Annotated in this window: 13 protein-coding genes; 3 read left to right on the forward strand and 10 right to left on the reverse strand. The window is 42.3% G+C overall.

Features of this window, described 5'->3' with window-relative positions; genetic code table 11:
• Nucleotides 1-32: 32 nt before the first annotated feature.
• The 7 genes from BM386_RS16200 to BM386_RS16230 form a co-directional block, all read right to left on the reverse strand.
• On the reverse strand, nucleotides 33-521 hold the full coding sequence (locus tag BM386_RS16200; RefSeq protein WP_091696215.1) for a HEAT repeat domain-containing protein: 489 nt from the start codon (nucleotides 519-521) through the stop codon (nucleotides 33-35).
• An 11-nt stretch (nucleotides 522-532) separates the two neighbouring features.
• Complete coding sequence (locus BM386_RS16205) at nucleotides 533-1,777, reverse strand: LGFP repeat-containing protein (protein WP_091696217.1); 1,245 nt, start codon at nucleotides 1,775-1,777, stop codon at nucleotides 533-535.
• 253 nt (nucleotides 1,778-2,030) lie between these two features.
• Entirely contained in the window at nucleotides 2,031-3,923 is a 1,893-nt protein-coding gene (gene acs / locus BM386_RS16210; RefSeq protein ID WP_091696218.1) for an acetate--CoA ligase, read from the reverse strand.
• 48 nt (nucleotides 3,924-3,971) lie between these two features.
• Entirely contained in the window at nucleotides 3,972-5,657 is a 1,686-nt protein-coding gene (locus BM386_RS16215) for a sodium:solute symporter family protein (RefSeq protein ID WP_091696220.1), read from the reverse strand.
• A 20-nt stretch (nucleotides 5,658-5,677) separates the two neighbouring features.
• Entirely contained in the window at nucleotides 5,678-5,941 is a 264-nt protein-coding gene (locus BM386_RS16220; RefSeq protein WP_091696222.1) for a DUF4212 domain-containing protein, read from the reverse strand.
• Between the two features lie 177 nt (nucleotides 5,942-6,118).
• Nucleotides 6,119-6,874, reverse strand: coding sequence for a ZIP family metal transporter (locus BM386_RS16225; RefSeq protein WP_091696224.1), 756 nt, complete (start codon nucleotides 6,872-6,874; stop codon nucleotides 6,119-6,121).
• A 90-nt stretch (nucleotides 6,875-6,964) separates the two neighbouring features.
• On the reverse strand, nucleotides 6,965-8,035 hold the full coding sequence (locus BM386_RS16230) for an FAD:protein FMN transferase (protein WP_091696225.1): 1,071 nt from the start codon (nucleotides 8,033-8,035) through the stop codon (nucleotides 6,965-6,967).
• Between the two features lie 123 nt (nucleotides 8,036-8,158).
• Between BM386_RS16230 and ruvB the strand changes: the two genes are divergently transcribed.
• From ruvB to BM386_RS16245, 3 genes are read left to right on the forward strand one after another with little or no spacing between them, the layout of a single operon-like run.
• Nucleotides 8,159-9,193 carry a Holliday junction branch migration DNA helicase RuvB gene (gene ruvB, locus BM386_RS16235; RefSeq protein ID WP_091696227.1) on the forward strand — a complete coding sequence of 345 codons (1,035 nt, stop codon included), beginning with the start codon at nucleotides 8,159-8,161 and terminating at the stop codon, nucleotides 9,191-9,193.
• 56 nt (nucleotides 9,194-9,249) lie between these two features.
• Nucleotides 9,250-9,603, forward strand: a complete 354-nt coding sequence (locus tag BM386_RS16240; RefSeq protein ID WP_091696229.1) for a type II toxin-antitoxin system RelE/ParE family toxin — start codon at nucleotides 9,250-9,252, stop codon at nucleotides 9,601-9,603.
• A complete protein-coding gene (locus tag BM386_RS16245; protein ID WP_091696231.1) occupies nucleotides 9,593-9,883 on the forward strand; it encodes a helix-turn-helix domain-containing protein in 291 nt (96 codons plus the stop codon). The genes BM386_RS16240 and BM386_RS16245 overlap by 11 nt, the downstream gene beginning before the upstream one ends.
• Before the next feature lie 14 nt (nucleotides 9,884-9,897).
• On the opposite strand, the gene BM386_RS16250 is transcribed toward BM386_RS16245, so the two are convergent.
• The 3 genes from BM386_RS16250 to BM386_RS16260 form a co-directional block, all read right to left on the reverse strand.
• Nucleotides 9,898-10,548, reverse strand: a complete 651-nt coding sequence (locus tag BM386_RS16250) for a response regulator transcription factor (protein ID WP_091696232.1) — start codon at nucleotides 10,546-10,548, stop codon at nucleotides 9,898-9,900.
• Nucleotides 10,549-10,570: 22 nt separating this feature from the next.
• Nucleotides 10,571-12,427, reverse strand: coding sequence for a tetratricopeptide repeat-containing sensor histidine kinase (locus BM386_RS16255; RefSeq protein WP_091696234.1), 1,857 nt, complete (start codon nucleotides 12,425-12,427; stop codon nucleotides 10,571-10,573).
• Between the two features lie 85 nt (nucleotides 12,428-12,512).
• A complete protein-coding gene (locus BM386_RS16260) occupies nucleotides 12,513-13,280 on the reverse strand; it encodes a S1/P1 nuclease (protein WP_091696235.1) in 768 nt (255 codons plus the stop codon).
• Nucleotides 13,281-13,318 lie beyond the last annotated feature (38 nt).

Genomic DNA, 13,318 nt, shown 5'->3' on the forward strand with positions numbered 1-13,318 from the left:
GACGGCTTTGGGGTATTAGTTTTCAAAAATGCCTACTTTATCTTTTTCATCACATTTAGTGCCTCAGATTTGATTCCATCATCCAAGAATGATTTTGAAATTTTATCAATTTTGGTTTTGAATGTTTTTTCCATCTTCATCGCAGTAGCGGATCTCAGCGCAAATTTAACCACGGAAGGGTCATTGTCATCCAGAGATTTGCTCAGGATGGCTTCTGCTGCTTTGGCTCCTCGCTTTTGCGCTCCGAATGCCGCTGCGATTCTGACTGGTGCACTGCCTTTTTCAGCAGCCATCTGCAGGATATCATTTCCTGCCTCATCATCTATGTATCCCACCAGATAAGCGGCTTTGATCGAAAGATTTTCGTCATTGCCCTCCACCAATTCTGCAAGAAAAGGGAGTGCTGCTTTTCCAAATTTTTTGGCTCCTGCGGGATAGTCCAACTCATCTTGTCTGAGAAAAGCAAGGAGTTCTTGCGCATCAAAATCCTGCGCTGCTGATTTACTTGTTGACTTTGCCATTTTCGTTCAGTTTAAAGTGGAGTTGTAAGATTAGAATTACGCATAGTGGAGGATTCACCGGAGGTGAGATTTGGCGGCGGATTAGTGATATTAAATGTCCCGTTGCCGGTCATCAGCCTGTTGTTGTCATTCACATGATGAATGCCCAGCACATGTCCAAATTCATGTCCCAATGTCCATCGGCTAGCTGACCGGACTACCACACAGCCAGGTCTGCCAGATGGATGCGCAGCGCAACCATTGTAGCCCGGCACCGTGCTTCTCACATAATACACCACTACATCATTGGGACCTACAAAATTCCGCTGATTGAAAAGCTGAGTCTGCTCCATAGAAACCGAACCCATAGTACATCCTCCCACATCCACATCTCTTAGAGTAGGAAGGTTTAGATTTTCTGTAGAAGCACAATCCACCCGCACTCCAGCCATGGCATATACTTCCTGCATGGCAGCAAATTGCTCATTGATGGTAAAAGAAACGGGAGTCTCCAATATTTTCACATGTACACGCACCCGCTCTTTCAACTCCCTCACACCGGCAGTCGGCGACCAGTAGAGGCTTCCATGTTGGAAATGAGAAATACGCGCAGCCCCACCGAAAACCACCAGTTCATCAGAAGTAGGATATCCCAAAAAACTTCTTTCCCAGCCTTTGGAAGCCCAATGAGATCGAATCGCACCATGTACTTCATGTGCACCGGTGCTTGGTGTCCAATAGATACTTCCTCCTTGGAAGTGGTTATATCTACCCACTCCATCAGGACATGTACTCTCATTGGTTAGTGGATAGCGAAGAAAACTTCGCTCCCAGCCCAGACTGGAGTACTTGCTTCTAATGGCCCCATGTATTTCCCAAGCTCCAGAAGAAGAACTCCAATAGATGCTTCCGCCTTGGAAATGATTAAATCGACCTATACCATCAGGACAGGCCGTTTCATCTGTGGTGGGATACCCCAGCAAACTTCGCTCCCAGCCCATGGATTGCCATCTCGCTCTGATAAGACCATGAACCTCATGTGCTCCATGGGATGGATGGTAATAAATGGATCCGTTTACATAATGCTGGTACTTACCTACCCCGTCAGGGCAGGTTCTGATGGAAGTGGTGTTGGTACCAAGCCAACCACTAGCACCTCCCAGCGCCCAATATTTTTGGGTGATGGGATGGACTTGAAAAACCTGCAGCTGTTTTAGCAGCTCTACATTTAGCGCTTTCGCTTGAACTAATTGTGGATCATTTGTGAGTTTTGCCATTGAATTAAAAGTTTTAAAGTGAGTATAAAAATATTATTCAAACTTACTTTTAACATACTGTAAATAAGTTAGTTACAGCTATTTTCTTTTGCAAAAAATGCCAAACCAAGCAAATTAATTAGTAGGCAATACTTTAGTAAAAGTAGTTGGCAAGCCAACCTTTTTCCTATTCGCAGCATTAACAAAAAAGCCAAGACCCTAAACCAATTTCTTGATTCTTGGATCTTGGCTCTTAGATCTTGACTCGTGTAGTTTACTTTTTCCCTTCAATAATCTTTGTCACCACATCTGGATCAAGCAGGGTACTTGTATCACCCATGTTATCAAGTGATCCTTCCGCTACTTTGCGCAGAATCCTACGCATAATCTTACCTGAGCGTGTTTTTGGTAGCCCTGGAACCAACTGAATTTTATCCGGCTTAGCAATTGGGCCAATGATTTTGGAAACCATTTCTTTGATCTCATTGATCAAATTATCCTCCGTACGATTAGTCAAATCGGCTATCACATACGCATAGATTCCCTGTCCTTTCACCTCGTGTGGATATCCAACCACCGCTGATTCAATCACCTTCGGGTGCTCATTGATTGCATTTTCTACTTCAGCAGTACCCATCCTGTGACCTGATACATTGATCACATCATCTACTCGACCTAGGATTCTGTAGTATCCGTCATGGTCACGCTTCACGCCATCACCTGTAAAGTACATTCCTTTATAGGTAGAGAAATAAGTTTGCTTGCAACGCTCATGATCTCCGTAAGTGGTTCTGATCATAGAGGGCCAAGGAAATTTAATGCAAAGATTTCCTTCCACAGAATTGCCAGTCAACTCATTTCCTTCAGGATCTACAATACAAAGTTGAACACCTGGAAGTGGAAGCGTAGCATAAGCAGGTTTGGTAGGAGTGATCCCTGCAATCGGCGAAACCATAATTCCACCCGTTTCTGTTTGCCACCAGGTATCTACAATCGGACATTTATTTTTGCCAATATGCGTGTGATACCAATGCCAAGCTTCCTCATTGATCGGTTCTCCTACAGAGCCCAAGACTTTCAGCGAGCTTAAATCATACTTTTGGATCGGCTCTGTGCCATAGGCCTGAAGAGCTCGAATCGCAGTCGGTGCGGTATAGAAAACATTTACCTTGTGTTTCTCTACAACAGCCCAGAATCGACCTGCATCAGGGAAAGTAGGAACTCCTTCAAACATTAGCGTAGTAGCACCTGCCAAAAGTGGCCCGTAAACTATGTAGGAATGGCCTGTGATCCATCCCACATCTGCAGTACACCAATAAACATCACCCTCAGAATACTGGAAAACATTGTCAAAAGAATACTGAGAATAAACCATGTATCCTCCTGTAGTGTGAACAACACCTTTTGGTTTTCCGGTAGATCCCGAAGTGTAAAGAATGAAAAGCATATCCTCGCTGTCCATTTCTTCAGCAACACATTGTTCTGATTCTTCAGCTATGACGTCATGCCACCAGAAGTCGCGACCTTCTTTCATGGTCACTTCCTGCTTGGTACGCTCATAGACAATCACAGTTTCCACTGAGCTTTTCTCCAAAGCTTCATCCACCACAGCTTTCACAGCGATTTTCTTGCTTCCACGGAAGTTCCCATCCGAAGTCAAAATCGCTTTTGCCTCACAATCAATAACTCGATCTGCCAAAGCCGAACTTGAAAAACCTGCAAAAACAACGGAGTGGATTGCTCCTATTCTCGCACAAGCCAGCATGGCAATAGCAGCCTCTGGTACCATCGGCATGTAGATAATTACCTTATCCCCTTTGCCTAATCCCTTGCTTTTAAGCGCATTTGCGAAGCGATTTACTTCGTAGAAGAGCTCTTTGTAAGTAAGGGTCCTACCTGCTTCATTTGGATCATTAGCTTCCCAGATGATTGCGGGACGATCTCCGATAGTAAACAGATGGCGTTCAAATATATTTTCTGTAATGTTAAGTTTTGCGTTTAAAAACCACTTCACATCCGGTTCGTCAAAGTTCCATTTCAATACCTTTGACCAGCGCTTCCTCCAGTGAAATGAATCCGCAATTCTGGCCCAAAACTCTTCTGGCTGGGTTACACTTTTTTGGTATTCGTAGAGGTACCCGCTGAGGGTATGAATTCTGTCACTCATGATAATCTTGGTTTATTGTTTTCAATTTTGGGTAAAATATCCCCTAATTTAATGATCCTGCGCCTTTCCAGCACCACGTGGGATTCTAATTTCCTCCACCATATCCTGAACTTCCTTAGGTGGTGGTGGAGTAAGATGGGAAACCACACCACATACTAAGAAATTAAGAATCATTCCTATAGATCCAATGCCTTCGGGTGAAACTCCAAACCACCAATTTTCCGCAGTATTCAGTTCTGGGCTGATGAATTTGAAGTAAACGATGTAGCCAATGGTAAATACAAGTCCAGTGATCATTCCTGCGATAGCACCTTCTTTATTAATTCTGGTGGAGAAAATTCCCATAATAATGACCGGGAAGAAAGATGCTGCAGCCAAGCCAAAGGCGAAGGCTACCACCTGAGCAACAAACCCGGGAGGGTTTACTCCGAAATATCCTGCAAGCAAAACTGCTCCAGCCGCCGCAAAGCGAGCAATCCTTAATTCCTTTTTATCAGAAATATCCGGTCTGAACGTCTTGAATAAATCTCTTGAAACCGAAGTAGAAATCACCAAAAGCAATCCAGCGGCAGTTGAAAGTGCGGCTGCCATCGCTCCAGCAGCTACTAAGCCCACCACCCAATTTGGGAGCCTGGCAATCTCTGGACTTGCCAGCACCATGATATCGCGATCAATCGTCAGTTCATTTGCAGCTGCATCAGCTACATACTGCACTTTCCCATCGCCATTTTTATCATCTACTTTGATCAAGTCTGTTTTCTGCCAGGTTGAAATCCACTCAGGAAGCTCAGAAATATTTTTTTCAGAAGTAGTCTCAATGGCATTATAGATCCCAAAAGCCGCTATTGCAGGGGCTGTGGTGTATAGAATCGCAATAAATACTAAAGCATAGCCAGCAGACAGTCTTGCGTCTTTGACTCTAGGAACAGTGAAAAAGCGAACAATAACATGGGGCAAGCCAGCTGTTCCCACCATCAATGCCAGGGTGATCATAAACATATCAGTGATGCTCTTTCTTCCCGAAGTATAGGCTGCAAAGCCAAGTTCGGTGAGCACGCCATCCAATTTATCCAGAAGAGGCGTTCCATCAGCAACAGAACCGCCTAGTCCCAGCTGAGGGATTGGATTACCAGTCAATTGCATGGAAATGAAAATCGCAGGTACCATGTAGGCGAAGATCAACACGCAATACTGAGCTACTTGGGTGTAAGTGATTCCTTTCATTCCGCCCAGAACTGCATAGAAAAAGACTATGCACATCCCGATGACTACTCCCCATTCTATCGGCACTTCCAAGTATCTGGAAAATACAATTCCAACTCCCCTCATCTGCCCAGCGACGTAAGTAAAGGAGATAAATAGGGCACAGATTACAGCTACTACTTTGGCCGTTTTGGAATAATACCGATCTCCCACGAAATCAGGAACGGTAAACTTGCCGAATTTCCGAAGGTATGGGGCAAGCAAAAGCGCAAGCAACACATAGCCTCCTGTCCATCCCATTAAATACACAGAGCCATCGTATCCAGCAAAGGAAATGATACCGGCCATAGAGATAAAGGAAGCGGCAGACATCCAGTCCGCTGCAGTAGCCATCCCATTGGCCAAGGGAGAAACTCCTCCACCAGCGACATAGAATTCTTGGGTAGATCCGGCACGCGACCAGATCGCAATGCCGATATATAATGCAAAAGATAATCCTACGAGAATGTAGGTCCAGGTTAAAATTTCCATAGTTTTTTTAGCTTAAAAAGTTATTCTTCGTCCACATCAAATTCCCTATCCAATCGGTTCATTCGAACCACATAGACAAAAATCAGAATCACAAAAGCGAAAATTGACCCCTGCTGAGCAAACCAGAACCCAAGTTTGTATCCGCCAAGTCGGAATTGATTAAGCTCATCTACGAAAAGTATTCCGCAGCCAAATGAAACGACAAACCAAACTGCCAAAAGTAAGAATAGGGTTTGGAGGTTTTTCCTCCAATAGGCTTTCATTTTTTCATTTTTTGCTGACATAGGTTAGGGTTTAGGCTAAGAAAATAAAACTTGCCTTGAAGCTAGCGAATGCATCCATAGGAATGCAAGCTGTTTTCCATGAAATATTTGAAATTTTACCGCATTTCTCTCAGTTCTCCTGAGATTGTTTGGGTATTAGCTTCCTTTTAGTCTAAAAAAAGTGGCGACACAAAGTCCCTATTTCATAAAAAACTCAGAAAGAATCGCCAGCCCAGCGGCTAGGAAGCTTACGAGTAATTTGTTCAACTGAAATTTGTGATGAGGACTACTTTCGAAAAAGATAGTAGTAGAAATATGCAAAAATCCACCAGCCACCAAGCCGTAAAGAATACCGATTCCCTGCTTTTCCAGCAAACCAGCCTCGAATAAAAAGGAACTAGACATCATTCCAAGAGGAGAAGCCAATGCAAAAAGAGTCAACAAAATCAATGTAGTCTTCTTACTCAACGTACTTGATAGCACCGCTGCCAATGCAAAAGCTGCAGGCCCTTTATGCAGAATTATTCCCAGAAGGACAGTTTTACTATTATGCACATGACCAAGTACATGTTCGCCCTGATCCATCAATTCGCCGTGTGAAAGCAAGGTTCCTTCAAGAAATGCATGTATAAATAACCCAAGCATAACAGTAATCATGGCTTTGCTTCCCTGATGCTCATGTGCATGAATGTGCCCATGCTCGATCCCACTGGACCAAAACTCCAAGAGTTGCTGCAGCAGAAAACCAATCAGAATGTATAATCCCATTCGCTTACTGTCAAATCCGCTGTCAAACAGTTCCGGCAAAATATGTAGAATGGTGATTGAAAACAGATAGGAACCAGCAAATACCAGCACCAAACGAAAGTATTTCTCTCTAAAACTAGGCGCAAAAAAAACCAATGATCCAGCGATCATTGCAGTGAGAAAAAGAAGCAAAAATTTGAATTCCATCGGCCTGAGTTACTTTTCTGTTTTCTGGGGAAAAGGAGAAAGTGATAACTCAGGCAAAGGTAATAAAATTCAATAATGTTGCATTTAAAATTAATTTTCCTGTGGGAAGGATAAGAAAGGCTTCAAACTTTCACTGGCAAAAGTTTTGAAACCACCGTTTCCGTCATCATAGATCAAAAATACTTCGATTTCGCTAAGTGCTGAATCCAAGGCAATGGCTCTTTCTTTTCCCATTACCATCATAGCCGTGGCATAGGCATCTGCAGTCATGCAATTATCAGCCAAAACAGTGGCCGATAGTAACGTGTGATTCACAGGATATCCTGTCGCAGGATTGATGGTGTGGGATATTTTCACAGAATCACGTACGTAGTAATTACGATAGTTACCGGATGTAGCCATTCCTCGGTCCTGCAAGGCTATTATACTGATCAGGTCAGAAGCATTAGCCGATTCCTCTGGACGGTTTACACCTACTTTCCAAAGCTCACCTTTTTCATTCACTCCCATTGCAACGAGCTCTCCGCCGATTTCTACCAAGTAATCAGAAATTCCTTTTTGGGTTAGAAATTCAGCTACCACATCAGAGCCATAGCCTTTCGCGATAGCAGAAAAATCAAGGTAAATTCCAGGTACTTTTTTGCGAAGCTGCTTCTGGTCAAAGTCAATTTTTGAAAAGCCTACAGTAGCTAGGAGGTTTTTAATATCCACGCTGTCCTTGAGCTCTGGTCCGCCAGGTCCAAAACCCCAAATGTTCACAAGTGGTCCCACAGTCGGATCAAACGCTCCATTTGTGTTTTCAAAGACAGTTTTGGAAGCTTCAAGGATGGGTAGTAAATAAGGCAAATCGAAATCCAGAGTATCGCCTAAATTGAACTGGCTCAATTCAGAATCCGGGATGTAAGTAGAAAGGCTTTGGTTGAAAACAACCAGAAGCGAATCTATGGAAGGTTGCAAGTCACGGTTTTCTTCATCTAGATAAGTGACATTGTATGTCGTCCCCATCGTTTTACCTGAAAGCGTGATTTTACCAGCAACAGGAACACTCATTTCCGTTAATTCTGCTTCCGTCTTATCACGATTTCTCCAAGAATACACCAAAAGGATAGCAGTGAGCAGTACGATAGAATAAATTATATTTTTTCGGGCGTTTTGGCGCATGTTATAGGGAGATTTGCAGGCAAATTTAAAGCTTATTTTTCAGTTTCGAAGGAAAGGAGCGGTTTCAAAAATGCAGGATAAGGCATTCGTATTTTTCTATATTTGTGTGCGTACGGATAAACTATGAGAGAAGACTATTTAAGTGGTGATGACGAAAGTCTTAGCCCAAAAGACAAGGATTTTGAGAAAGCTTTACGGCCACTGAGCTTTGAGGATTTCACAGGCCAGTTCAAAATCGTGGAGAATCTTCGCGTGTTTGTGCTGGCGGCAAAAAACAGAAATGAGCCATTGGACCATGTACTTCTCCATGGGCCTCCAGGTTTGGGTAAAACTACCTTAAGCCACATTATCGCTAATGAATTGAATGCCGGAATAAAAATCACCTCTGGACCGGTACTTGACAAACCCTCTGATCTGGCAGGTTTACTGACCAATCTGGAAGAGGGTGATGTACTTTTTATAGATGAAATTCATAGGCTAAATCCAATTGTGGAGGAATATCTTTACTCTGCGATGGAGGATTTTCGGATCGATATTATGCTGGATTCAGGGCCAAATGCACGATCTGTCCAGATTTCCCTAAGTCCATTTACACTGATTGGCGCGACTACTCGCTCAGGATTACTTACTTCTCCTCTCCGTGCGAGATTTGGGATCAACTCCCGATTGGAATATTACGATGCAAAATTATTGACAGATATCGTGACCCGATCTGCTGGCATTTTGCAAACACCGATTGATGAAATCGCGGCTTACGAAATCGCTAGAAGAAGCCGAGGAACACCAAGAATAGCGAATATGCTTCTTCGTAGAACCCGTGACTTTGCTCAAGTAAAAGGAAATGGTACCATCACGTTGGAAATCTCCAAAATCGCGCTGGATGCACTAGACGTCGATGTAAATGGACTGGATGAAATGGATAATAGAATCCTACTTACTATCATCGAGAAGTTCAAAGGTGGACCTGTTGGTCTGAGTACCATTGCCACAGCTTGTAGCGAAGAGGCAGAAACTATTGAGGAAGTTTACGAACCTTTTTTGATCCAGGAAGGCTATCTGAAAAGAACCTCCCGTGGTCGTATGGCAACGGAGCTTGCCTACAAACATTTGAAGATAAAGCCTGCTCAGGGAATAGGTGGGTTGTTTGAGGGGATGTAATCGGAAAGAATTTTCCTGAAAAGCATTATATTTGTAACTTATAAGTTACCTTACCTATGAAAGTTAGAGAGGTCATAGCTTTTAAAAACTACTTTGAAGATTTCTTAATCTCTCAGCCTCAAAAGGTACAAGACAAAATTTTCAAAATAATTGAAGCTATTGAGACATTAGAACGTATTCCTCAAAACTACCTCAAACATCTTATCGGAACTAATGGATTGTATGAAGCTAGAATTCAATTAGGGAGCAACATTTGGCGAGTTTTCTGCTTCTTTGACCAGGGAAAATTGGTAATTCTTTTAAATGGGTTTCAGAAAAAAACTCAAAAGACACCTAAACGTGAAATCGAGAAGGCTTTAAAACTAATGTCTGAGTATTACGAGCAAAAATCAATGCATGATGGAAACTAAAAGCTGGAAAAATATTAAAGATGACGTTTACGGGATAAAGGGCACAGACCGACGTGATCAATTGGACAGAGATTTCGAAAGTTTCCAAATTGGCTTACTTCTCCGAAAAGCCCGAGAAGAAAGGAAATTGACTCAATCAGAACTGGCTGAACTCGTAGATAGGAAACGAGAATATATTTCAAGAATTGAAAATAATGGGAGCAATTTAACTCTGAAGACTTTATTTGATATTGTGGAAAAAGGCCTTGGTGGCAAAGTCAAAATTTCTATTGAACTTTAACTAAAAACTCTCACTCACCCTTCAATAATCCTATTCTTAACCGCCTTTTGCACAGCTTCCAATTTGCTATGCACCTGTAGTTTACCGTAGATATTTTCCGTGTGCTTTCGAACTGTTTTCGGAGAAATGAACAAATTCTCACCAATCTGATTGTAATTCAAGCCTTTTGATGTTTGTTCCAAGATCTCGATTTCTCTGGCCGTCAATTTAATTTCTTCCACCGGTTGGGAGAAATCAGGTGGATTACGAAGCAATTTCAAGGCTTTCATGGCAACGGATGGCGTCATCGCAGCGCCACCCTCCAGCGTGTCTATGATTCCCTGGTGAAGGGTTTTAGGATCTACCTCCTTTAGAAAATAGCCATTTGCCCCAGCTTGAATTGCCTTGAAAATGTGTTCATCATCATCAAACACCGTGAGCATAATAATCTTGATCTGAGGATATTTCTGTGATACCTGAGCCACTGCCTCAATCCCGTTCATTTTCGGCATCTCTATGTCCATCAATATCAGATGCACATTAGAATCCTTTTCCAATTTTTCCAGTAGCTCCAGTCCATTTACTGCAGAAAACTTTACTTCAATCTCATCAAAGAAAGAAAGCTTATCCAAAATAGCCTTGAGTAAAAAACTATTGTCTTCGGCTATAGCAATTTTTATAGACATTGATTGTTAATTTTAAAAGCACCTAAAAGATACAAACTTGTGTGCCTTCACCAAGGGCGGAATCTATTTTCAACTCCCTACCGATCCGTTCAGCACGGTTTTTCATATTTCCCAGTCCATTACCAAAACCAGTCTGATCTATACCTTTTCCATTGTCCTCTATACAGACCCGAATATGGTCTCCATTTCTAGAAAAGACAACTTTAATCAGATCCGCATTTGAATGCTTGATTGCATTATTAAGTGCTTCCTGAACTACCCTGTAGTAGTTTACCCCTTCCATGGAATTGAGCAGCAGGTCATTTTCCAGCTCATCTTCTATTTCCAGTTGAAAGTCAATCTGAGGACAGGCTACTTTGGCTTTAGAAATCAAGCCTGCCAGGCGAGACTGTAGATCTCCCAAGCTGATGTTATCCTTGTTCATCGCCCAGATGGTGTCACGAAGCTCATTTACAGTCTCTACCGTGAATGCTGAAATCTGGTCTATTTTCCCTGCCATTTTCTCCTTGCTCAGGTCGAAGAATTTCAGGTTGTCCAAAGAAGAAACTATGAAGGTCAGTTGTGCTCCAATATTATCATGAAGGTCAGAGGAAATCCTGTTTCGCTGTTCATGAAGCTGCTTTTGAGTCTCTTGTTCAGCATAGATTTGCTGCAACTTAGCCTCTTGCTCCAGATGCTTGTTTTTGGTTTTTTGTCTGTAATAAATGAAAAAGGCGACTCCCAAAATAATGAGCAGAAAGACCACCAAAAGCAAAATCTGGTTGTTCCGGTTTTTGACCAAGAGCTCATTTTCCACCAATGCAGCACGGGATTCTGCCAGCTCCCGCTCTTTAGTTTGGACCTGATACTTTGCCTCCAATTCACCTAGCATTTTCACCCGCTCTTCTTTGAAAATAGAGTCCTTCAAGGTGGAGTATTGCTCCAGGTAATCCATGGCGCGGGTGAGGTTCCCTTTAGCCTTATTAAAGCGGTATTGTTCTTCCAGGTAATCCCGCATTTTCTCGGTGGATTGGCTTTCTTCTACATATTTGTAGGCAGAATCCATCATGATTTCCGCATTTGAAAAGTCGCGTTGTTTATAAGCAATAGTTGCCAAGTTGGTGTAATTAGCAGCCAAACTGTATTGATCTTGATCCTTCTTGTTTAGGCTTACCGCAATCTGAATCCACTCCGCCGCTTCTTTGTACTTCTCCTGCTTTAGCAGTGTATTCCCTATATTATTGAAGGTGAACGTAATTCTGGAACTGTCAAGTTTGTCGATATTATCGAAGATCTTATAATGATAAAAAAGGGCTGAATCGGGTTTGTCCCAATCGTCAAAATTGATTGCTATCGCATTCAGCGCAAAGGCTATAAAAGTGGGATTCGCCTGACTGAAGTGGGTGAGTAATTCGTGTGCTTTCTTGCCGTATTCAACACCTTTGGCATAATCTTCCATGTCGTGATAAACCACAGAAATATCCAAAAGTGCGTAGCCCATGTAGTTGCTATCAAGGCCAACAGTAGCATTTTCTAAGCCTTTTAGAGAGTAAAACAGAGCCTGGTCCCAGTTACCGGAATTAGCTTCCAAACGATTCAACCGAATGTAACAAAGGCTGATTAAGTCATTGCTTTCCATTGGATCGAGTAAGTATGCGCTTTTCAAAAAAGTCTCATGTGCCAAAGCATTGTCAAATTCACGGTTGTATTTCTCCGCTACAAAAAAGTAGTAAATACCGCTATCATTTGCAGTAAGTAGATTTTCCTTCTCAAGCTCCAAAATTATATCAACCGAGTCTGGATTGATGTAGGTTCTTCCTAGTCTTTTCCTCAAATCCTGAGAAAAAGAAAGGGTATTTAACAGCGAGAAAATTAGACTTAGGGTGAGAAGCCTTTGCATTTATGGGTCATTTCAGACAGTAAAATACAAAAAAATGCCGTTGGTCTTCAATCGAGCAACGGCATTTAACAAAATAATTTATTCTCTATCCGTAGATTTCTTCAAAAATCTGAGCTAAACGAACACTTGCAGCAATTAATCTTTCTTCTACCAAAGGCATATTTACATACCCATATTCGTAGGAAATCTTCTTGTTTTCAGGAAGATTATAGACTGCCGGTCTTGCAGCTACTGCCTCAGCGAGCCAATCCTGCATAGATCCAGCACGATATCCAGCGATCAAATCCTTGTTTAATCGACGGTAAAGTTCATCACCGATTTCGGTGTAGCTCATCGATTTGCCGTCTATCATTCCACTATCCCATACAGAATGAAGATTGGTAGCTCTTCCAAAATACTCAACCTTCACATCATTGCCGCCTCTATCTTCTCCTGTACCCACGTGCAAAGGCTGATGAATATCTTCCACCATGTGGATTAGCATTTTCAACAGTTCCGCCTCTTTCTCAGGAGCTAAATTTCCTTCCTTCAATTCACCTTTGATACGGTTGATTTCAGCATATACATTACCACCCTTTTCCTGAAGTGAATCATCATATTCACCGTTTTTGCTTGTCATATAATGCCAGGAATTGGCATAGTCAAACGCGTCATCAGACTTGATCTCATCCATCCAAGTCCCGCTTCTGCCAATAGACATGGGGTAAAGAACTTTCTCCACTTTCTTGCGAACAGATTTTTTCAACTGCTTTTCGGCCATGTATCCGATCAAATAATGGCCTAGCTGGCCCCAAGCAAAGCTTTGCGTAGCAACTAGAAAAACAAAAACTGAAGTTGTAAGGATTTTTTTCATTGGATATTGTCTAAGAAAGCGGAAAGTTACGGTAATAA

Origin of the sequence: Algoriphagus locisalis, from assembly GCF_900116615.1 — a bacterium.
Classification (GTDB): Bacteria; Bacteroidota; Bacteroidia; order Cytophagales; family Cyclobacteriaceae; genus Algoriphagus; species Algoriphagus locisalis.